Genomic DNA, 21961 nt, shown 5'->3' on the forward strand with positions numbered 1-21961 from the left:
GGCCGCAGACCAGATTCAACGGCAGGATGGATGCATGAACCTGCCTGCTGAAGCCGTGAAAACCCTGACCGTCCGGGCTGTCCTCTTCGATATGGACGGCACCCTGGTGGATTCCACGGCGATCGTGGAGCAAGTGTGGAGCGAATTCGCCAGCCGATATGGACTGGATATCGAGGAGATCCTGCGGACGTCACACGGGGTCCAGGCCAAGGACACCGTGCGTCGCTTCGCCCCTGCCGGAGCCGACATCGACGCGCTCGCGGAGGAACTCGGCCAGATGGAGCGGACCCGGACGGATGGGATCGTGGCGTTGCCGGGAGCCGCGGAGCTGCTGCGGTCCTTGCCTGCCGACGCCGTCGCGATGGTCACCTCGGCCGATCGGATCCTCGCAGGGGTGCGCATGCAGGCAGCCGGACTTGAGATGCCTGCGACCTCTGTCACCTCTGAGGCCGTGACCCGCGGCAAGCCTGACCCGGAAGGCTATCTCACGGCAGCCGCGCTGCTGGGTGCCGAGCCGGCCGACGTCGTCGTCTTCGAAGATGCTCCCGCGGGCATCGCTTCCGCCCGCGCGGCTGGCATGCGGACCGTGGTGGTGGGCGACGCCGGCGGCGAGGCGGCGGATGGGCTGTGGCAGATCGCGGATTACTCAGCTGTCACTGCGACGGCCAGTCTGGACGCCTCGGGCCGCAGGGTGATCGAGCTCCGGTTCTAACGTTAGTGGGCTGGATGCAGGCCGGACCGCTCCTGTTGTTCCCCTGAGGACGAGGGTTCCCTCGAAGATGATCCTCGCGCCGGTCAGGCTGGTTGAGCCGGGGTTTTCGGAGAGGGCGGCCACGGCGCGCCGGGCTGCGGCACCGACATTGACCGCGATCGTGGAAAGGGCAGGAAACGTTGTGGTCGCCAGGGTGTCGTCGCATCCGATGACGCTCAAGTCCTTCGGGACGTCCACGCCCGCGGCGGCGAATCCGCCCATCAAGCCGTGCGCAATGACGTCGTCAAAAGCAATGACAGCGGTGACGCCGGACGCCGCCACCGAATCGGCGAGAGCTTTCGCGGCGTCGTAGGTGCCGGGATCCGCACTGAAGTGCGTGACCTCGAGCGCATGGACCTTCGAGAAGTTGTCCACAGCCGAGTGACGCTGCTTGTTTGCCCATGATTGCGGTGGACCGCCGACGTAGGCGACGCGACGGTGGCCGAGCTCGGACAAGTGCGTCAGTGCGGAGCGAATGGCCGCAGAGGTGTCCAGCAGTACCCGGTACGTCTCCGCAACATCGCGGTTGATGAAGGCCACGCGCTGGGAATCGGCGATTTGCCGGATGCGGGCCGAAGGGAGCCGGGATGAAACCACGATCAGCCCTTCAACCTGGGGCGCCATCCGCGAGATGAGACGGTCTTCCCGATTGGCATCTTCATCCGTGTCCGCCAAAAATACCGATAGTCCGAGATCGCTCGCGTAGTTTTGAGCCGCCCGGACCAGCGGAGGGAAGAACGGGTTGGCGATGTCCGGCACGATGAGTCCGATCGCGCCGGCGCGTCCGGTCGAGAGGGCGCGTGCGTGATGGTTCGGTACGTAGCCGGCGGCTTCGGCTGCCTTTTGTACGAGTGCCACGGTCTCCGGTTTGAGGAGGTTTGGCCGGGTAAAGGCCCTCGACACCGTTGAGGGGGCGACGCCGAGTTCGGCCGCCAATTGCGTGATGGTTGGACGGCCTGTCATTGGAGTCCACCTACGAGTTCCAACGCGGTCTGGATCAGCGCTTCGGCACTTCCAGGCGCGAAAGGGGCCGGCATGCCGTAGTAGCGGTGCGCGTCCTCCACTTCGTATCCTCCGAAGTCATATTCATCGGCGGCCGGAAAGTACCCTGGACAGCCGTTGGTGTAGCCCGTGACGAGTACCGGCCCCTTGACCCCGGAGGCGATGGCTTCCGCTGTGGCCAGGAACGGTTCTCCCGGTAATCCTACGAGGGTCAGGCCCTCCCAGTTGAAGACACTCACTGGCGCCTCCCAGGACATTTCTTCTTCGGGACGGCGGTCCATGGCCCACTGCTTCCACGCGTTGAGAAGGGATCCTCGGCCTGGATCGGCCGACACCGCTTCGGCCTCCCACTGCCGGCTCAACTCCGCCGGGGAAACCGCATCGCGCGGATCCATTGCGACGCTGACGGTCCTCCTGGCGGCGGAGGTCTTCGCGGAATCGGAGACGGGCAGGAGGCGGGTCCCCAACACGGACGCGGCCACATGTTCTCCTATCTTGCGCGCTTGCTCCATCGTCCTGCCGGCTGAGCCGGAGAGCGTGTACGACGCGTCGGCGGGATGGCCTGAGTTGATGTCCCCAGCGGTCCCGGGCAGGAATAGGGCCACTGAGCCGGGGAAACGTTCCTCCAGGACCCTCCTGGTGAACGCCGGATAGTCGCCGCTGATGAGGCGGTTCTCCGGGCCCAGGACCACAGGGTGGCAGGGATAGAGGACGATCCAGGCAACCACTTCTCCGCTTGCGTCGCGGAAGGTGGCGACCTGGACTGGCGGATCAACGGCGCGTTCGGGATGGCGTCGGTTCCTGGCAACGTCCACTCCGCGCGATTCGCCGTACTGCAGGGTCGCAGGCCGCTGGGAGGCCACCGCAGCCTCCGTGGCCTCGCGGCAAGCCAGGACGATTTCCACCAGGAGCCGCGGGTCATGGCCCCCGAGCCGGCCCGGCATGACGCACGGACCTGCGTGCGTATGCGTGGCGGTGATCGCGACACGTTCCGGCAGAAGGGGCAAGCTCCCTGCGATGCGGGTGCAGGTGTCTTCGTGGAGGCCGCACACATCCACGGTGATCCAGCACGTGTCATCGACGGCCAGCGCCCGAACGGTCAGGGGGTCGTGGACGCCGGTGCTCGGTTCCGTCCTTGCTGCGAATCCGGCCATTGGCGTACCTGGGGGCGGGGAAATCTCGACGACGGCGGCGCCCACGCGCAGGGCGGCCGGCCCTGGATGGCTGGTACTCATTCCGGTTCGCCCGATACTTTTCGACCGCCTTGGATCACCGCGGTAATGGTCCCTGCTTCGGGTCCGTCCCCGGTGATCTGGACAAAATCCGCCGGGGAACCGACTTGAAGGTGGCCGAGCCCCGGTCGGGTGCCCGGGATCACCCGGGCGGGAGTGGACGTCACCATTTTGAGGGCTTCCGGAAGCTCCAGTCCGACGTCGTGGATCACGTTGCGGAAACCGTCCGGCAGCGTAGCGGCGGCTCCTGCGAGCAGATCCGTGCCGACATGCGAGAGCCTCCCGCCAGGGGAAAGGTCCACCAGGCCGCCCACGGAAGTACGGTGGCGGCCAGGCTCGCTGCCGGCCAGCGCTGTGCTGTCCGAAACCAGGTATGCGCGTTCGGGGGTCTTGGCCCTGATCATGACTTTCAGCGTATCGCTGGGCAAGTGGTGGCCGTCCGCTATGAGTCCTGCCGTGAGCCGGTCGTCAGCGAGTTGAGTCCACAGGGCATTGGGGTGCCTGGGCAGGGTAGTGGCGATGCCGTTGCCAAGATGGGTGGCCAGGCCGGCGCCCGCGGTGATGGCCGCCGTGATTTGTTCAGGACTCGCGTGCGTGTGTCCGATAGCCACTTGGACGCCCAGTTCGCGGATTTGGGCGATCTGGGCCGGCGCGTCGGGCGTATGCGGAGAGACGGTGACGATGCCGACCATTCCGCTTGCGCGAAGCCAGCGCCGGACCTCCTGGACGTCCAAGGGGCGAACGAAGCCGGCGTCGTGGACGCCCCGGGGACCGTCCTGTCCCGAGATGAAGGGGCCTTCGATGTGGACGCAGGGGATGGCTGCCCTGGTGACTGGATCAATTTCACAGGCCCGTTTGATCTGTTCGAGCGCGCCGGTGATTGCCTCTTCCGATGCTGTCACGATGGTTGGCACCCAGGTAGTGACGCCCAGCTTCGCCAGCTCCGCAGTCATGTTGATGACCGTTTGCGGCGTGATGTCAGCGGTGTTGACGTCTAGTCCGCCGTAGCCGTTGACCTGGCCATCGATGAATCCCGGTGCGATGACAGGCAGCCTCTGGCCAGAATCTATCTCCCGCAACGACAGGATGGTCGTGTCGTAGGCGACTTCTATGTTGATCCCCCGGTGGGGGTCTTTGCCCACAATCGTTTTGGGGTGTGTCACAGCTTGCGTACCCGTCCTTTGAAACGTGAAATGAATTGCTGGTTGGCCTCGTCCCCTCCGGCGGCGTTTCCTGATCTCCACAATGGCGGCTCAATCCCGATGTCGTTCAGCTTGCTGATGGTGGACATCATGAGCCAGTTCAGGGTGAAAGCGTTGGCGAAGGTGGACACGGCGGCCGTTTTCTCCTTTGCCCCGGGGACCTTCATGACGGCGTCTCCGACGGGAACCTTCGTGTCGATGTGATGGTCAACCACATCGTGCAGATTCAGCTTTTGCGGATGCCGTGCGGGATGGTCACTGGCTGTTTCCTCTGCGTGCTCCCGCGATGAAACGCCGATGGTCCTGACCGACAGTTCACGTGCAGTCACGGCGGCGTCGATGAGGGCGCTATTGATGCCGTACGCGTTGACCAGGATCAGGACGTCCCCTGCTCCGATGCCGGCGTCCTCGATAACAATCCGGCCGTAACCCGGAGTCCGTTCCATGGCCATTGAGCGGAGGGCGCCGCTGGAGAGCAGGGTGCCTTCGTCCAAAATGGCCGAGACGTGCATCAGTCCGCCTGCCCGGAAGAACACTTCCTGGCTTGCCAGGTTCGAGTGGCCGCCGGGGCCGTAGATGTGTACCAGTTCGTCCTTGGCCACCTGGGCCGCAAGAATGTCCGCGGCAATGCTGATGTTTTCGGCCTCTTCCAGGCGGATGCGCTCAAGGAGCCCGGTGATTGTTCCGAGGTAGTCCTGCGCGAGCTGTTCACTGGCGTTCATCGCGGATCGGATTCGGCGTCGAGGTAGATGGTGACGTTGGGGTGCGTGCGCAACGCAGTACCGGGATGGTCTCCACTGATCGGCTGGCTCAGCGTGTTGTGGACGGCCGCCCTTTTGGCACGGCCGGGCACGGAAGCGATGATTTCGGAAGCGTGCAACAACCGCGGAATGGAGACGGTGATGGCGCGCTGGGGAACGTCGTCGACACTCGCGAAATGCCCTTCGTCCACCTGTTGCTGGCGGCTTACTTCGTCCAGGTCGATGACGCGGGCGGGCAGCGGGTCAGCGAGGTCGGCCGGAGGATCGTTGAAGGCAAGATGTCCGTTGACTCCCAATCCGAGCAGGACGAGGTCAAAGGGATCCTGGCCCATCAGCGTGCCATAGCGCTGCGCTTCCTCTTCGGCGGGGTTCCCCGGGTTGATGCGGTGAAAGGTGGTCGGTGGAAGGTGGTTGAAGAATTTGCGTTGCAGCCAGTTTCCGAATCCCTGAGGTGCGTCCGCCTCGAGCGCGAGGTAGTCGTCCATATGGAAACAGGTTATGCGGGCCCAATCGATGCCGGGTTCCTGGACGAGTGCCTGCAGCGTTGCCTCCTGGCTGGGAGCTGCTGCGAGCATCAGCCGGACTTCCTGCTGATTCCGCAGCGCCCTGCGTAGCGTTTCCGCTGCATGCTTCCCGGCGTGTTTGCCCAGGGCGGCCCGGTCCGGGTGGGTGGAAACGGCGGGGCTGTAAGTAGTCAGTGCTGTCACGTGTGCGTCCTTCGGGTTTCTAGTTCAGTAGTGAGGAGAAGTGATCGGGCTATATGGAAGGGGTCCTTGACCGGCAGCGCCACCACTTTGTCGAGGGGTTTGCCCTCGCGGTCGCGTATTTGCAGCCACTCCTGGCCGGAGGGGTCGGGAAATGTGTCGAGGGTGTAGGACCAGATTCGCTCGTGCCAGTCCAGGAGATCGGGACGCCCGAAACGTTCGGCGAGCAGCCTGCTCGCGTAGAGGGCCTCAACCTGGACCCACCACAGCTTGGTGTCCCACGTCTGGGTCACCAGTGTTTCGTAGGGGTCGTTGCCAAGGAGCCTGCCCCGGGGTTCTGCTCCGGTGCTGTCGACGTATCGGAACATGCCGCCGTGCTGGTCGTCCCAGCCGTCTTCCAGGGCCCGGACGGCAAGGTCCGGTAGCCAGTCCGGAATGCGAGGTGCCAGGACAGGCATGATCTCGACGGCCTCCATGACCATCCAGAGCATCTCCAGCAGATGACCGGGGGTTCGGTGGCGGGCCAGGAGCGTGTCCAGGTCGTCGGTGCTGTCCGGCCGGTATTCCCACCAGGAGTCGGCCTTCCACATGCCTTCTGAGTTTCCGTCGCCGAGCAGCTGGGAAAGCGCGGCACCGGCTGTGTCGGCGCTTTCAGCAGAGCCGCTGGCCAAATGGAGCTGGGCGCCCACATGCAGCAGCAGCATCAGCCCGGCCGCGTCCTTGAACCCGGCCCGGACGGGGTATGGCTCGGACGGAGCGCTCCGCGCCTCGATCCTTTCTTCGGCGTGGGCGAGAAGTGCATGGGCTGATTGCAGCCACTCTTCACGTTCCCGGCCTGCGGCTTGGGGGAGCCGGGCTGCACCCGCGAGGCCCAAGGCCGCAAAGAGGTCAGCCAATACGCTCACCGCGATCTCCCCTTGCGGCCCGGACGGCAGCGCCTGCCCTTCAGCCGATGTGCGGTATGCCGTGACATTGCCGTCCATGATGGCGTGGGCTTGGATGAACCTGGCGGTTTCAATCGACAGAGTGGCCCACAACTGGGGATTTTCCGCGATGATTCCGGCCTCGCTGTCCAGCGCAATCCTTGAGCAGAGCCAAGCCCAGCGGCCTTGGGACCACGTATATTTTTCGTTCGAAAGCAATCGCCCTGAGTTGGAAAAGCAAGTGAAAACGCCGCCGTCTTTCCTGTCGACTCCGTTCTCGAGCCACCAAGGCAGGACGCCCTTGAGCAGCTGATCCCGTATTTCGGATCCGGTTGCGCTCATGCCACGGCGCTTTCAACTGGAATCGATGTAGCCGGCTCATGGTCACGGTCAAGGGACTCGACAAGGGCGTCGGAAGCTTCGTTGTGCCAAGGGCGCAGCCAGCCGAAGACGCAATACACGATCGCGGAGGCGACCACCGGGGCAGCCACGTTGATAGTCTGCGCACTGGCCGTGCCCAGGCTCGCGATGGGAGCGGCCAAGGCGTACTTTGCAAGCGCGAAAACGAGCAAACCGGTGGCCCAGGAGAACAAGGCTGCCGATGGGCCGCAGCGCCGGAACGGCCGCAACATCCCCAGCAGCATGGGAACGGCGATCGGCCCCACCAAGGCCCCGAACCAGAGGATTATCAGGCCCAGGACGCCGCCGAAGGAATCCGCGCTCAGGGCAATGACCATGGACAAACCGATGAAGAGGAACGTGGAAATCCGGCCACCCAGTAGTTCCGCACGCGACGTCAGGGGCTGCCGGGAACCGCGCAACGCAGGGATGATGTCCCGGATGACGACGGCGGAAATAGCGTTGGCGTCCGAAGAGGTCATAGCCATGGTGTGAGAGAACATTCCCGCGACCACCAAGCCAACCAGCCCGGCCGGCAGCAGCTGCTGGGTCAGGAGCGCATACGCCTGATCCGGGTGCGTCAGATTGGGCAGGATGAGCGGCGCGGCCCACATGGGGAAGAAGAGCACGAGCGGCCACACGAGATAGAGCGCGCCCGAAAGCAGGACCGATTTGCGGGCCGCTGAGCCGGACGGTGCGGCAATGAAGCGCTGAGCCAGGTTCCAGGTTCCTCCGTTGTAGGAAATAGTGCTGATCAGGCAGTACGCGAGGAAGAATCCGATGGTGTAATCGCCGGCGAACAGCTGCGAGTGGGAGGCCGGCAACCGGGACCAGATTCCCGCAATCGAGGAAACGCCCCCAAGCTTGGCCACGGCGAAGATGAGCATTGCAATGCCCGCGACGGACTGGATGATGAATTGGCCCATGTCGGTCAATGCGTCCGCCCACAAGCCGCCGATGGTCGAATAGATGAGCGTGACCCCGCCGACGATCAGGATCCCAACGGCGATCGGAACCCCGGCGAACACGTTCAGGAGGATCGCACTGGCAGCCCACTTGGCCGCAACATCGAAGACTTTCAATGCGGCACCGGACCAAGCCAGTACTTGCTGGGCGGGCAGGTTGTAGCGCGTGGCCAGGTATTCGAGCGGGGAGATGATTCCCAAACGCTGCCTGAGGCGGGGCCAGCGCGGGGCGAAAAAGGCAGCGCCGATGAGGCAGGCGATCGTGATCGTGAGCGACCACCAGACATACAGTGCGAAACCGGTGGTGTAGGCGATGGCGGCGTAGGCCACGAAGACAGCTGCCGAATAGCCGGACATGTGGTGGGAAATCCCCGCCAGCCACCACGGCATCTTCCCACCGGCTGTGAAGAAGTCGGCGGCGTTTTTCACTCGGCTCTTGGCCCACCAACCGATACCTATCATTACTACGAAGTAGGCCCCTAAAACGAGCCAGTCGGCGAAATACATACATCCTCCTTGATGCAACGCAAGCTTGGAAATGGATCTGCAGTGGCGTCCACTTTTCTCTGCAAACGTTTGCAAAACAAGAGTCTTTTGGAAAGATTTCTCCTGCGGACTTCCTCAGCCCACTCAGCCAGCCAGTGCGTACACCGTGGTCCCGCCAATGTCCTGGGCCGGGAAGTTCGCAGCCACCCATTGCGCGATCCGGGCAGGAGCTTCCGATCCGCTGTTCGCCTGCATGGTCCCGCCGGCGATGAAGTAGTGGATCTTGCCTTCTGCCACGAGCTGCTGGAACTGTTCGAGCGTCGGGGACGGGTCGGTGCCGTTGAAGCCACCCACCGCCATGACGGGCAGTTCGGTGGCCAGCTGGTAGCCGGCGGCGTTGTTGGAACCCACGACGGCGGCCGCCCAAGTGTAGTTCGAGGCGCCGGTTTTCAGTGCGGCAACCATTTCCGACGACGGCGTGGTGGCGCCGAGCAGGCCGCCCATCCCACCGCCTTGCCGGTTCGCGCCAAAGCCACCGCCCTGGATGCCCGGCTGCCGGAGGGCTTGCGGGGGAGTGTTTTGGCCGTTGTTCTGGCCTGTGTTTTGGCCGTTGTTCTGGCCTGTGTTTTGGCTCGCGCCGTTTTGTCCGAAGCCGCCCCGGCCGCCGAAGCCGAAGCCGCCGAACGTCGTCGTGGGACCGGCGCTGGGGATTGCGCCGCTATGCGTTACGGAGGCGGTTGAGATCGAGTACGCCAGCGGGCCGGCGAGGGAGGCCGCGAGGGCGAGCACCGCCGTCGTGCGCTGAAGGATCGTGGGCTGAAGGATGCGGGACGGGAAGCGTCCCGAGAGCATCAGCCCGGCCGCGGCTGCCAGGGCGCCCAGCAGCACCGCCCAGCGCAGCCACGGACCATACGCGGTGGTGCTGCCCAGGAGATCGAAGGCCAGGAATCCCGCTGCGGCCACGGCCGCGGCGAGCGCTACCGCGGCGACGAGCTGCGCGCGGTTTTGCCACAAGAGCGCTCCGCCCAAGCCAGCAAGCCCGGCGATGCCCGGGGCCAGGGCTACTGCATAGTAGGGATGGATGATGCCGGCCATGAAGCTGAACACCAGCCCGGTGACAAGCACCCACGAGCCCCACACGATCACCGAGGCACGGACGCCATCGGTGCGCGGGGCACGGCGGCCCAGCCACAGCAGCCCGGCCCCGAGAACCAGCACCGACGGCAACAACCATGCGATCTGGCCGCCGAACTCGCTGTTGAACATCCGGAACAGCCCTGGAACTCCCCAACCGTTGCCGCCCCCGACGCTGCCGGTTTCCTGTCCGCTGAGCCGACCCAGGCCGTTGTAACCGAGCGTCAATTCCAGGATGGAGTTGTTCTGGGAGCCGCCGATGTACGGCCGCATGTTCGCCGGAACGAGTTCGACGACGGCGAGCCACCAGCCTGCCGAAACCACCATGGCTGCCCCAGCGCCTAGCAGCCGAAGCAGGCGACGCCCCACTCCGCCCGGCGCGGCAACCACGTACGCCACCGCGAATCCAGGAACCACCAGCAGGACCTGGAGTTGCTTGGTGAGGAAGCCGAAGCCCAGGAGCACCCCGGCCAGCAGGAGCCAGCGCAGCTTGTCGTCCTGGATGGACCGCAGCGTGGCGTAGCCGGCGGCCGTCATGAGCAGCACCAGCAGGGCGTCCGGGTTGTTGAACCGGAACATGAGGGTGGCTACCGGGGTGATGGCCATGACGACGGCGGCCAGCAACCCGGCCCGGTGCGCGAGCCGCGGGTCGCCGGTGGCGGGGGCCGCGGCCCGCCGGACCGCAAGATACAGCAGCCATGCCGTGGCAACGCCCATGAGTGCCTCGGGAACCAGGATGCTCCAGGAGTTCAGCCCGAAGATCCGTACCGAGAGGCCCATGATCCAGAGGGACGCCGGCGGCTTGTCCACCGTGATGGAGTTGGCGGCATCGGAGGATCCGAAGAACCAGGCCGCCCAATCCTGCGAACCGGCCTGGGCTGCGGCGGAATAGAACGGGTTGGCCCAGCCGGAAGCGCCAAGGTTCCAGAGATACAGGACCGCCGTTGCGAGCAGGACAATGCCGAGCTCCCCGCGGTGCCGCAGGGCATGCGGGTCACTGTTGCGGCGGGGTTTTTGCCTCAGGCCGGGCGGGACCCGCTCCACCAAACGCGACGGCGGGACGGGCTGCGCTGGTTTGGAACCGGTGTCCGTGGAATAGGAAGCGGTCATCGGAATCTACTTTGTCAGCTTGTAGACGGTGGAGCTGCCCGCCGTCTGGGCTTGGAAGTTGGCCTGTACCCAGGAGGCTACCTCGGAATTGCCGCCTTGGCCTCTGAATCCGCCGCCGCCACCCATGCCGCCTCCTGCAATGTAGTAACCGATCTGTCCCTTGGCCACCATGTCCTGGAATTGTGCCAGCGTGGGGTAGGGATCGCCACCGTTCCAGCCACCGAGCGCGATCACGTTGGTGTTGGTGGCAAGCTCAAGGCTTGCGGCCTGGCTGGCGCCGGAGACGATCGCCGACCACTTCGTGGTGGTGGACGTCAGCAGCGCGGTCAGTCCTGCGTCGGCCGTTCCCTCCGAACCCGGCCCTCCGGCCTGGCCCGCGCCACCAGCTGCGCCGAACCCTCCGGCGCGGTTTCCGAAGCCACCCATGGCGGAGCCGGCGGGTCCCGACGTCGGGATGGAACCGGAGTGCGCGGTTGCCGCCGTCGCGAGCGTCCACGCCGCGGTTCCCAGGCAGCCGGCCAGAAGGGAAACGACGACGACGGCTGCGGCCGTGGCCTTCCGGAACCGGCCGGCCGGCTTGAGCGAGTCGAGGCGGAGCAGGATTGCCGCGGCCGCCACCACGCCCAGGACGACGATCACGATGCGCAACCAGGGAAGCCACGAGGCGTCGCGGCCCAGGAGAACCGCGGACCAAGCCGAACTTCCGAGGATTACCACTGCCAGGACGATCCTGGCAGGCCAGTACCCGCGGCCACGCCACAGCTCAACGCTGCCGATGCCCACCAACGCTGCGATTGCCGGTGCGAGCGCTACCGCGTAATAGGGGTGGACGATGCCGCCCATGAAGCTGAAGACCCCCGCTGTGACCAGAAGCCAGCCACCCCAGAGGATGAGCGCGGCGCGGGTGCGGGAGGCTCGCGCTTCCCGGCGGGTGAACCACAGGCCGGCTGCCAGCAGAATGAGCGCCGCAGGAAGAAGCCAGGAGACCTCGGCGCCGAAGCTCCTGCCAAACATGCGGGCGATCCCGGCAGCTCCACCGAAACCGGCGTTGCCGCCACCACCGCCGTCGAACGCACCCAAACCGCCAGCGGGCGCTCCAGCGCCCCCTCCGCCGGGCGTCCCTTCGCCCGAACCGGTGATGCGGGACAGCCCGTTGTAGCCGAAGGTCAGCTCGAGGAAGCTGTTGGTTTGCGAACCTGCCATGTAGGGCCGCGCCGAAGCCGGAGTCAGCTGGAAGAGAGCCACATAGCTGCCTGCCACCACAGCGATACCTGCCAATGCGCCCAGCAAGTGCAGCAGCCTCCGCCGCAACGGGGTAGGTGCGGCCCAGAGGTACGCGAGTCCCAGGCCCGGAACAATCAGGAAACCCTGCAGCATTTTGCTCAGGAATGCCAGGCCCACCACGGCGCCGGCCGCGGCGAGCCACTTCCAGCCTGCCCGTTCGATAGCACGGGTAGTGAAGTACGCCGCGAGCACCAGGCACAGGGTCAGCATGGCGTCGGGGTTGTTGAAGCGGAACATGAGCGCGGCCACCGGGGTCAGTGCCAAAGCACCACCGGCCAACAAGCCAGCGCCCGGTCCGGAGATCCGCTTGACCGTCAGATAGAGGAGACCGACGGCGGCCACGCCCATGAGCGCCTCGGGAACCAGCATGCTCAGGGGTGAGAAGCCGAAGATCCGGCCCGCCAAGGCCGGGATCCACAAGGAGGCCGGCGGCTTGTCCACGGTGATGGCATTGCCGGCGTCGAGCGAACCGAACAGGAACGCCGTCCAGTCCTTGGTGCCGGCCTGGATGGCGGCGGCGTAGAAGGAGTTTCCGTAGCCGGTGGCTGCGAGGTTCCAAAGATACAGGAAGGCCGTGGCTACGAGGAGCCCGGCGGCGGACGGCCGCACCCAGCGGGGCTGCCGGCCAAAGGCGTATCGCGTCCAATGGGGCGTGGCACCGGGGGTTGACGGGCCTGTCGAGTGCCCGCCCTGCGGTGACTGGGTAGTTCCGACGGCGTTGGGCGAGTCGGATCCGGCCGGTCCTGTGCTTGCGGGAGTAATCGTGGAAGTCATGATGCTGCCGTTTCTGTGCGCGATGTGGCTTGTGTGGCGGGTGCAGTCGCCTGCGCGACAGGCTGTCGGAAGACCCAAAGCCGGAACAAGAGGAAGCGGACCGCGGTGGCGGCGAGGTTCGCCGCAACGACGGTGAGGAGCTCGCCCCAGCGGTCCGGCGTCGTCGTACTGTGCACCAAGGCGAGTGCCCCGGAGGTGAGCGCGAGGCCGATCCCGAAGACGATCAAACCCTCGAAGTGGTGCCGTACGGGGTTCCCGCCTTGGATGCCGAAGGTGAAGCGCCGGTTGGCTCCGGTGTTGGCGATGGCCGTGACGAGCAGCGCCAGGAAGTTGGCCAGTTGCGGGTCCATGAAGCCGCGGCAGAACAAGAAGATGAGCACATAGGCGAGGGTGGACGCAGCGCCGATTGCGGCGAACCGGACCAGTTGCCCGAAAAGGCTGCTGCGCGGGCTCTGCTCGGCGGTGCGGGACGACGCCGGGAGCGGCCCGCGTGCAAGCGCTGCGCGCAGTTCCGGAATGGGGATGCGTCCCGAGACGAGATCCCGGGTGAGCCGGACCATGCCGCGGATGTCGGCCAAGGCGGTGCGCACCAAGTCAACGCTTGAATTGGGATCGTCGATCCAGTCAACCGGAACCTCGTGGACCCGGAGGCCGCAGCGTTCGGCGAGGACCAGGAGTTCAGTGTCGAAGAACCACGAGTTGTCCAAGGTGTGGGGGAGGATCTGCTGCGCAACGTCGGCCCGGATCGCTTTGAAGCCGCATTGGGCATCGCTGAAGCGGGCGCCCATGAACGAGTGCAGCATCAGGTTGTAGCTGCGCGAAATGAACTCGCGCTTGGGGCCGCGGACAACCCTGGAATCGCGGGTCAGCCGTGTTCCAATCGCGAGATCCGAATGGCCGGAGATCAGCGGGGCCAAAAGGGGAGCCAGTGCGGCGAGATCCGTGGACAGATCCACGTCCATGTAAGCCAGAACCGGCGACGGCGACGCGAGCCACACCCTGCGCAGGGCGTTGCCGCGTCCCTTCTCCTCAAGATGGACAACCGCGAGCTCAGGCAGTTCCCTGGCCACACGTTCGGCGATTTTCAAGGTGCTGTCCGTGCTTGCGTTGTCCGCCACGGTGATGCGGAAGCCATGCGGGAAGGATTCGCGCAAATGGCCGTGCAGCCTGCGCAGGCACTCTTCGAGGTCGCGTTCCTCGTTGAAGACGGGGATGGTGACATCGAGCACGGGGATGGCGGTGTGGGTGTCCACGGGGGCGCGCCGCACCGTGCTGCGTTGAATGGGAGTGCTGGCTTGGATGGGAAGGCCCGGCGGCACCACCGCGGGGTCCTTCAGGGTTCCGGAGGTGGATTCGATGAGCGTCATGTATCCAGAGTGCCGTTGCAGAATATGAGGGCTTTAGGCGGAACCTGTGACGTGGCTGTGGATGTATGACCGGCGTGGCGAATCGCCTGCCTCGTCGAAAAACGCAGAGGTCCGCCCCCTGAAGGGGACGGACCTCAACGCATTTTTGCGTGGCTTCGGCTTAGTACCAGTTGTGGGCCAAGTGGAAGGACCACGCCGCGGACGGCGATCCGTAGCGTTCCTTGATGTAGTTCAGGCCCCAGCGGATCTGCGTCTGGTAGTTGGTCTGCCAGTCGGCGCCTTCTGATGCCATTTTGTCGCCCGGCAGAGATTGCCCGATCCCGTAGGCGCCACTGGAGGCGTTGGTGGCAGTGGTGCGCCAATCCGATTCCTTGTTCCACAGGGTGATCAGGGCTGACATTTCGCCCTGGCCCCAACCGTAGGAGGGCAGGATGCTTGCGGCATAAGCCTGGGCGCCGGAGGGATCATCGACGGCGACGGGCGCGGCCGGGGCTGCCGGAGCAGGGGGTGCAACGGGGGCCGGGGGCGCCACGGCGGCCGGGGGCGCCACGGGTGCGGCCGGTGCGGCAGCCTGGGGCGCGACGGCGGCCGGAGCGGGGGCGGGTGCCTGGCTCGGCGTCGGCGTGGCGCTCGGCTTGGGGCTTGCGCTCGCGCTCGCCGGCGGCGTGGCTGCGTGGTCCGTCGCGCGGGATTCGGACGTGCGGCTCATGTCCTGGGCATTGATGGCTTGTCCGGCGGCCTGGGTGGCGGCGCCTGCGCCAAGGAACACGGCAACGACGCCGGCAACAACTGCCATCCGCTGGCCGGTGCCAAGGTTCGAGGCGGCTCGCCTCAAGGTGGAACGTGACTTGTTTCTCCGGGCTGGTTCGCCGCGGTGGCGCGCAACAGAGCGCGACTGATTCCTGGAATCAGACATGGTGATTGCCTCTCGACGCCTGCGGAGTTAGCTGTCGGATTCGGATGAGGTCATCCGGCCGTGGCCACAGGGAATCGTGGCTGTACGGCTTCACCCCTAGGGCTGGCTCAACATGAGCGCTTGCCCGGAGACCTGGGTCCCCCGTCTCTGCCTGGACTGTTGGGCACCGGGGAGGGGCAGAGCTCGGCGCCTACCCGGCGGTGGCCGGAATTATCCAGCGCACCTATTCGACGGTACAGGAGGATTCCGCTCAAGTCACATTTAGGTAACGGAGATCACGACGCCGGTGGGTCAACTTGCGCTCGCCGCGCACCGGCGTCACGCCCTCCTGGGTTGCCGTTCAGGCCGTGGCGGTCCTGAGCGCCGGAAGCCGCACCGCAAATTCCGTTCGGCCGGCCCGCGATGCCACTTCGACGGTTCCACCATGCGCCTGGACAATGGATTCCACGATCGACAAGCCGAGCCCGGACGTGCCCTCGGAACCCGAGCGGGCGGCGTCGGCACGGGCAAAACGTGAGAAGATCCTGCCCTGGAATTCAGGCGGGATGCCCGGCCCGTTGTCGGTCACCGTCACCACGGCGCTGCCGTCGGCCGAACGCATGACGCTTGTGACCACGGTGGTTCCCGCCTCCGTGTGCTTGCGGGCATTGGAGAGCAGATTCGCCAAAACCTGATGGAGTTGAGTGGTGTCGCCACGGACCATGAGGGGCTCGTCCGGAAGCTTGAGCTGCCAGATGTGATCCGGGGCCATGACTTTCTCGTCGCTGGCGGTCTCGATCACCAACTGCGTGAGGTCCACATCGGTGAACTCCGGGGCCTTCCCTTCGTCCAGCCGGGCCAGCAGGAGGAGGTCTTCGACGAGGGTGGTCATGCGTTCTGACTGGCTCTGCACACGGGCCAGTGACTTGCGACCGTCCTCGGTGAACGTCTCCGTCATGCGCAAGAGCTCGGTATAGCCGCGGATGGCGGTCAGCGGAGTGCGTAGTTCGTGTGAGGCGTCGGCCACGAACTGGCGCACCTTTGTTTCGCTTTGCTGGCGCGCCTCGAGGGCTCTGGAAACATTGTCCAGCATCAGGTTCAAAGCATGGCCGACGCTTCCCACTTCCGTGCTCGGATGGGCCGCCGACGCCGGAACGCGCACCGCGAGTGCCACCTCACCGGCGTCGAGCGGAAGTTTCGATACCTTCGTAGCGACGTCGGAGAGCTGCTCCAGGGGGCGCATGGTGCGGCGGATGAGCACGGTTCCGGCCAGCCCGATCAGGACCAGCCCGCCCAAGGACACGAGCACCATGGTCCAGACGAGCGAGGCCTCGGTGTCCTGCTTCGAGGCGAGCGGCAGCCCCGTGATGACAACATCGCCGTAAGGAGTTTCGGTGGCCACGAGCCGGTAACCGCCATTGGACAGGGTGCGATCAACCGGTCGGCCATCGGGGGGGAGCGCCGAGAGGATTTGAGCGTCGCTGGGCGTCAGCGGAGCGCGGGTGGCATCCGAGGACAAGAATCCTGCATCGCTGCTCACCCGACCGGCAAGAATGCGGGCATTCAGCGTGCCGATGCTCTGGCCCCTGGGATCCAAGGGGTCCGGGCGGCCGCCAGGATTGCCTTGCGGCGGGCGGCCATGGGAGGCCTGCATCAATTGCTGGTCCAGCTGCTTCGTGAGGAACACATCCATGGAGGCGTAGCTGACCACCCCGACGGCGCCGCAGATGGCCACGAGGAGTGCCATCGAGAGAAGGATCAAGCGCGTGCGCAAGTGCCAGGTTGAAGGATTGAACCAGCTGTGGTCGGTCTGGCGGGGGATACCCGAGAGTGCGGACATTCGGAGCCCCGGCTATTCGGCGGGCTTGATGACGTAGCCTGCTCCACGCACAGTGTGGATCATGGGCGGGTGGTTGGCCTCGATCTTCTTGCGCAGGTATGAGATGTAGAGCTCTACGATGTTGGCTTGCCCGCCGAAATCGTAGTCCCACACGCGGTCCAGGATCTGGGCCTTGCTGACCACGCGCTTGGGATTTTCCATGAGATAGCGCAGGAGCTCGAACTGGGTTGCCGTGAGCGGGATGTCTTCGCCGGCGCGGGTGACTTCACGGGTGTCCACGTTCAGGGTCAAGTCACCCACCACCAGTTCGGCCGTGTCCATCGCGGCCACGCCCGAGCGCTGGACCAGCCGGTGCAGGCGCAGCAGGACTTCCTCCATGCTGAAGGGCTTGGTGACATAGTCGTCGCCGCCGGCGGCCAAGCCGACGATCCGGTCCTGCACGTCATCCTTCGCGGTGAGGAAGAGCGCAGGCACCTCAGGCGCAAAGGCGCGGATCCTGCCCAGCAGCTCCACGCCGTCGAACCCCGGAAGCATCACATCCAGTACCAGGACATCCGGCCGGAAGTCCTTGGCGAGCTTTACTGCGGCGGGACCGTCGCCGGCCACCGCCACCGACCAACCCGCCATGCGCAGGCCCATGCTCATGAGCTCGGCGAGGCTGGGTTCGTCGTCCACCACAAGGGCACGGATGGGGGAACCGTCCGGGTGGCTGAGTTGCGGAAGGTTGTTGGTCATGGAGTGCGAGGATGCCATGGGACAACTCTCCAATCTGCGGGTTTGCCAGTGCTTTGCCGTTGCTGTGAGCACCCTGTGAGTCCCAGCCTAGCCACCTGTCCAGAGGTTGTGCCGGTTCGGGGAGCATCCGACCCACTCTGCGGGAGGTCACAGGCAAGCCTGCAGTTCGACACAGCCAATGCACAGCAAAGCGGCTGACGCTGTTTGGGACAAGCACTACCACGACCAACAGTCTCGATTTCGATGGAGAACACACCATGGATCAGCAAAACAACCCCTCTGTACCTGGTTCCGAGCCGGGGAACGGGCACCCGCAGCCGGTGATCCGCCCCCTTGATGATTCCGGGCAGCCTTTAGCCGGGGAACCTGCCGCCGGGTGGGGCGCCCCGCAGCCGCCGGCGAGCCAGCAGCCTGCCGCGGGGTGGGGTGCCCCGCAGCCGCCGGTGAACCAGCAGCCCGCCGCGGGGTGGGGTACCCCGCAGCAATACAACTCCGGACAAACGCGCCCCTCGTTTTTCAAGAATTGGAGCTTGAAGAAGGGGATCATTGTCGGCGGCGTAACGGTCGTGGTCGCTGCGGCGGCAGGGGCCGGTGCCTACGCCGCGGGCAACGGGACCGTGGCGGCTGACACCAGCAGTGCGCAGGCGCCGGGCGCCGGGCAGAACGGCCAGGGCGGATTCGGCGGCCCAGGCGGCGCGAACGCAGGTCCGGGCGGCCTCGGGGTGGGGATGGGCGGTCTGAATGCGGCGATCCACTCGGAATATGTGGTCCTCCAAAGCGGCACCTACGTCACCATGGCGGGCCAGCTGGGAACGGTTACCGACATCTCGGCGAGCTCCATGACCGTCAAGAGCGAGGACGGGTTCACGAAAACCTATGCGCTGGGAACGGACGTCGTGGTCGCGGAAGGCATGCGGCAGCGCGGAAGCGGAACCACCGCCACCACCCTGACGCTCGCCGATGTGAAATCCGGATCCAGCGTGAGGGTCACTTCGCTCAAGGAATCCGACAAGTACACGGCCCAGTCCATCCAGATCGTGACGGCCACCAACTCAAGCACCCAAGGAACCGGCACTACCAACTAGCGATGGGTGCTGCTTGCCTCCGTCCTGACCTTCTTTGTCGCGCTTTGGCCTCAGAATGACGTGACTCGCCGTGTCGCAAGCGCTTTCCGGATTCAAAGAAGGTCACGACGGCGCGTCGCGCTTGCACTGCAACGAGGCCCGTAGCAGACGAATTGGCAAAAAATTTCCATGAGATGCAGACTCACGATTGGACAAGGGTTGTTTCATATCTCGAGATTCAAAGGCAAGCGCGTGACGTGACTTAATATTCAGAAAACGGTCATTTCATCAAACCTGCTTCGAATATTGTGCTCATAAAGGCCAGTGTGACGAACGAGAATGGGTCACATTTGGACATGTCTGAATTGTGATGTGCGGCACAATAGTCCGATTCGTCTCAAAATGTGGACGGTCCGGTCCTTTGTTACTTGCAAGTTCCCTTTGTTACGTTGCACACTTCAAATGTGAACAAGAACTCAACAGCATCTGCAGCCGCAGCGATCGAGCCCAGCGCACCCGCTGGTCCTTCGATGAGCTGTTGTCGAATGCATGCCTAACTTAAGACCCCAAGAAGTTTCAGGCATTCGCCCCCTGCCCAGCGTCGGGCGCCCCTCCCCATCTCATTGCGGGGACCAGACCAGCATTCGAAGCCGCGATGACGGCTATTCACATTGAGGTAAGCAATCCATGTCAGTTGCATCCGGATACGTCCACATCTCCGTCCGTAACGCCAACAAGGCCGCGTCGAACGCTGGCCTGCGTCCCGGCTTCGGCAACCGCCCGGCCTACGCCCAGCCCGCACCGCAGGGTGGCAGCCAGGCACCCGGTTATGTCCCCCAGGGCTACAACCCGAACTCCTACGGCCAGCTCCGCGCTGTTCCCGCCAACGAGGCCTCGCCGATGACCGCACCCACGCCTGTCCTTGCTCCAGCGGACCGCTCCATCCGTCCCGTTGCCAACGACAATGTGGCCCGCGGGTTCGTGCTCTACATGGGCATCGACGAAGATACCGCCGCGGCCGCCGGAACATCCATCGCCAAGCTTGCCCAGGAAATCCGGGCCTACGCGCAGTCCCTCGTTTCCGGCGCCGAGAGCTACGCCGCCGTCGCGGTAGCCCCGGCCAGCGCGCCCGGTTCCGCGCTCGACGTCGTCCGTTCGACTTTCGGTGACCCCACCGTCGGCAACCGCCAGCGTTCCGAGGCGCTCCGTCCGCAGCCTGCACAGGAAGCCCGCCCGTCCGGCGTCTTGATCGACCTCGCCCGCCGCGAAGTGCACCTCGACGGCGAATCCCTGAACCTCACGTTCAAGGAGTTCGAGCTTCTCAACTACCTCGTCGAGAACGGCACCCGAACCGTTGGCCGCGACGAACTCCTCGAGGGCCTGTGGCGCAACGCCGAAGAGGTCCCCAACGAGCGCACCATCGACGTCCACATCCGGCGCCTCCGCTCCAAGCTCGGCCGCCTCGCAAACACCGTCCGCACGGTACGGGGCCAGGGCTACCGCTTCTACGAGCACCCCGAGGTCATCGTCTGGGCCGCTCCGGAATACTCGATCTAGTCTCCACGCGCTCAAGGCGCCCGCTCCCTGCTTGGGGGCGGGCGCTTTCGCTTCCGCGGTCTACCCAACTGACTCGCATTTGTTGTCGTTTACGGGCCCCAAAACGACACCTAATGCGAGCTAGTTGGGATAGTAGGGTGGGGGGATGAGCGAGCATCACATCAAGCGGCTGGTGATCATGCGGCATGCGAAGTCGGACTGGCCCCTTGGGGTGCCGGATCATGAGCGACCCCTTGCCGAGCGTGGCCACCGGGAGGCACCCCTTGCCGGGAAATGGCTCCTCAGGCACCACGTGATTCCTGACTTCATCCTGTGTTCGTCGGCGCTGCGGACCCGGCAGACCTGCACGTGGGTGTGCAGCGAGCTGGGGGACAAGGCCCCGACGCCGAAACTCGAGGACGGCCTGTATGCCGCCTCCGCGCAGCGGATGTTGACCGTCATCAACCACGTGCCGGAAACCGTCACGACACTCATGATCTTCTCGCACATGCCCGGAGTGCAGGACCTCGCGATGCACTTGGCTTCCCGCGACTCCGACCATGACGCCTACATGGATGCCGCGACGCGTTACCCCACCAGCGCCTTGACCGTGATGGAACTCGAAAAGCCGTGGGCTGAACTCGACGGGCAGGATGCCCGCCTGACCCACTTCGCGGTTCCCCGCCCCAGGAAGTAAAATCCTCGGCGCGACTTGGCAGCTAATGCCCCTTTTTGCGCCGCCAGAGGGCATTTGCTGCCAGTTCGCGCGGCCGGCGGGCAGCTAGCCGACGTCGAGGCCCGCGGCCACCTCCTGCAGCAAGCCCACCACGTGGCGGATGCTGGGGCTTGCCGTCATGGTCTTCCGGTACACGATTCCCACTTGGCGTTGCTGCATCGGGTTGACCACGGGCACCGCCACAACTCCGGCGGGGAGTTCGGGCCTGCCGAGCCGCGGCACGAGGGCCACCGCAACCCCCTGCTGAACCATGGCGATATGAGTGGAAAAGTCGGGGTCGAAAATGCGGATGTCCGGCACGCGCCCGAGGCCTGCGAAGATGGCCAGCAACGCCTCATTGCAGATGGCACCTGCCGGGGTGCTGATCCATCGTTCGTCCACCAGGTCTGAAGGCTCGACGGCGGTCCGGCCGGCCAGCGGGTGCGCTGAGTTCAGCAGGACGTCGGCGGTGTCCAGGCAGAGGTCCTCGTGGACCATGTTCTCCGGAATCACCAAAGGCACCGAGTGCCAGTTGTGTACGACGCCGAGATCGGCTTCACCGGTTGCGACCCTTTGGACGGCCTCGCGCGGGTCCTCGGCCACCACCCGGATTTCAAGCCCGGAGCCGTCAAGCCTGGAGCTCGCCGCGGCCGAAGAGGCGGGGGCAACAGCCCCGGCCGCGCCCAGTTTCCCCAGCATCGGACCAACCAGGCCGCGGCAGGCCGTCGAGAACCCGACGAGCCGAAGCACTCCGCTCGGCTTCGCGGGGTCGGCGAGCAGGGTGGCCTGCAACTCCTCCAATTCGCCCAGGATCCGGCGTCCGTACTCGGCCAATGCCATGCCCCGGTCGGTGAGCAGCACGCCGCGGCCGTGGCGCTCGAGGACGGTCACACCACTTTGCTTCTCGAGCTTCTTGATCTGTTGGGAGACTGCCGACGGGCTGAAGCCCATGGCCTCCGAGGCCGCCACCACGGATCCTTGCTGTTCCACTGCTACGAGGGCCCGTAACGCCGCAATCTCAATCATGAAGCAAACGTACATGATTTGATGCAGAACTCAACGCTGGTGCTTCATCCGATTGG

At 65.2% G+C, this 21961-nt stretch carries 18 protein-coding genes and 1 riboswitch; of the genes, 4 read left to right on the top strand and 14 right to left on the bottom strand.

Annotated elements, in window-relative coordinates; all coding sequences use genetic code 11:
* Positions 1 to 34 precede the first annotated feature (34 nt).
* The gene (locus tag AB0323_RS12110; protein ID WP_366177530.1) at positions 35 to 712 is read left to right on the top strand and encodes an HAD-IA family hydrolase; all 678 of its coding nucleotides are present in this window, start codon (positions 35 to 37) and stop codon (positions 710 to 712) included.
* Here AB0323_RS12110 and AB0323_RS12115 read toward each other — a convergent pair.
* From AB0323_RS12115 to AB0323_RS12175, 13 genes are all read right to left on the bottom strand, one after another.
* A complete protein-coding gene (locus tag AB0323_RS12115; RefSeq protein WP_366177531.1) occupies positions 647 to 1714 on the bottom strand; it encodes a LacI family DNA-binding transcriptional regulator in 1068 nt (355 codons plus the stop codon). The two genes, AB0323_RS12110 and AB0323_RS12115, sit on opposite strands and share 66 nt — an antisense overlap.
* Positions 1711 to 2988 (bottom strand): neutral/alkaline non-lysosomal ceramidase N-terminal domain-containing protein, encoded by a 1278-nt coding sequence (locus AB0323_RS12120; protein WP_366177532.1) that lies wholly within the window; start codon positions 2986 to 2988, stop codon positions 1711 to 1713. Before AB0323_RS12120 ends, AB0323_RS12115 begins: the two co-directional genes overlap by 4 nt.
* Complete coding sequence (locus AB0323_RS12125; protein ID WP_366177533.1) at positions 2985 to 4148, bottom strand: amidohydrolase family protein; 1164 nt, start codon at positions 4146 to 4148, stop codon at positions 2985 to 2987. Before AB0323_RS12125 ends, AB0323_RS12120 begins: the two co-directional genes overlap by 4 nt.
* Positions 4145 to 4909 (bottom strand): sugar isomerase domain-containing protein, encoded by a 765-nt coding sequence (locus AB0323_RS12130; RefSeq protein WP_366177534.1) that lies wholly within the window; start codon positions 4907 to 4909, stop codon positions 4145 to 4147. Before AB0323_RS12130 ends, AB0323_RS12125 begins: the two co-directional genes overlap by 4 nt.
* Positions 4906 to 5655, bottom strand: a complete 750-nt coding sequence (locus tag AB0323_RS12135) for a 6-phosphogluconolactonase (protein WP_366177535.1) — start codon at positions 5653 to 5655, stop codon at positions 4906 to 4908. The genes AB0323_RS12130 and AB0323_RS12135 overlap by 4 nt, the downstream gene beginning before the upstream one ends.
* Positions 5652 to 6917, bottom strand: coding sequence for an AGE family epimerase/isomerase (locus tag AB0323_RS12140; protein WP_366177536.1), 1266 nt, complete (start codon positions 6915 to 6917; stop codon positions 5652 to 5654). Before AB0323_RS12140 ends, AB0323_RS12135 begins: the two co-directional genes overlap by 4 nt.
* Complete coding sequence (locus AB0323_RS12145) at positions 6914 to 8446, bottom strand: sodium:solute symporter family protein (RefSeq protein ID WP_366177537.1); 1533 nt, start codon at positions 8444 to 8446, stop codon at positions 6914 to 6916. The genes AB0323_RS12140 and AB0323_RS12145 overlap by 4 nt, the downstream gene beginning before the upstream one ends.
* Positions 8447 to 8569: 123 nt before the next feature.
* A complete protein-coding gene (locus tag AB0323_RS12150; protein ID WP_366177538.1) occupies positions 8570 to 10669 on the bottom strand; it encodes a glycosyltransferase family 39 protein in 2100 nt (699 codons plus the stop codon).
* A 6-nt stretch (positions 10670 to 10675) separates the two neighbouring features.
* The gene (locus AB0323_RS12155; RefSeq protein WP_366177539.1) at positions 10676 to 12727 is read right to left on the bottom strand and encodes a glycosyltransferase family 39 protein; all 2052 of its coding nucleotides are present in this window, start codon (positions 12725 to 12727) and stop codon (positions 10676 to 10678) included.
* Complete coding sequence (locus tag AB0323_RS12160; RefSeq protein ID WP_366177540.1) at positions 12724 to 14094, bottom strand: bifunctional glycosyltransferase family 2/GtrA family protein; 1371 nt, start codon at positions 14092 to 14094, stop codon at positions 12724 to 12726. The genes AB0323_RS12155 and AB0323_RS12160 overlap by 4 nt, the downstream gene beginning before the upstream one ends.
* 160 nt (positions 14095 to 14254) lie before the next feature.
* Positions 14255 to 14929, bottom strand: a complete 675-nt coding sequence (locus AB0323_RS12165; RefSeq protein ID WP_366177541.1) for a hypothetical protein — start codon at positions 14927 to 14929, stop codon at positions 14255 to 14257.
* Between the two features lie 83 nt (positions 14930 to 15012).
* Positions 15013 to 15209, bottom strand: a riboswitch (cyclic di-AMP (ydaO/yuaA leader).
* 141 nt (positions 15210 to 15350) lie between these two features.
* A complete protein-coding gene (locus AB0323_RS12170; RefSeq protein WP_366177542.1) occupies positions 15351 to 16829 on the bottom strand; it encodes a HAMP domain-containing sensor histidine kinase in 1479 nt (492 codons plus the stop codon).
* A gap of 12 nt (positions 16830 to 16841) precedes the next feature.
* Positions 16842 to 17582 (bottom strand): response regulator transcription factor, encoded by a 741-nt coding sequence (locus AB0323_RS12175; RefSeq protein ID WP_364537555.1) that lies wholly within the window; start codon positions 17580 to 17582, stop codon positions 16842 to 16844.
* A gap of 239 nt (positions 17583 to 17821) precedes the next feature.
* On the opposite strand from AB0323_RS12175, the gene AB0323_RS12180 reads away from it, so the two are divergent.
* The 3 genes from AB0323_RS12180 to AB0323_RS12190 all read left to right on the top strand — a co-directional run bounded on the left by AB0323_RS12180 (position 17822) and on the right by AB0323_RS12190 (position 20861).
* Positions 17822 to 18649, top strand: a complete 828-nt coding sequence (locus AB0323_RS12180; RefSeq protein WP_366177543.1) for a hypothetical protein — start codon at positions 17822 to 17824, stop codon at positions 18647 to 18649.
* Positions 18650 to 19315: 666 nt separating this feature from the next.
* Positions 19316 to 20185, top strand: coding sequence for a winged helix-turn-helix domain-containing protein (locus tag AB0323_RS12185; protein ID WP_284984188.1), 870 nt, complete (start codon positions 19316 to 19318; stop codon positions 20183 to 20185).
* A 145-nt stretch (positions 20186 to 20330) separates the two neighbouring features.
* Positions 20331 to 20861: a histidine phosphatase family protein gene (locus AB0323_RS12190; protein ID WP_366177544.1), complete on the top strand. Its 531-nt coding sequence runs from the start codon at positions 20331 to 20333 to the stop codon at positions 20859 to 20861.
* An 84-nt stretch (positions 20862 to 20945) separates the two neighbouring features.
* Here the strand turns inward: AB0323_RS12190 and AB0323_RS12195 are convergent, their stop codons facing one another.
* Positions 20946 to 21905, bottom strand: coding sequence for a LysR family transcriptional regulator (locus AB0323_RS12195; RefSeq protein ID WP_366177545.1), 960 nt, complete (start codon positions 21903 to 21905; stop codon positions 20946 to 20948).
* Positions 21906 to 21961: the final 56 nt, after the last annotated feature.

Origin of the sequence: Arthrobacter sp. NPDC080031, from assembly GCF_040702485.1 — a bacterium.
Lineage (GTDB): Bacteria > Actinomycetota > Actinomycetes > Actinomycetales > Micrococcaceae > Arthrobacter.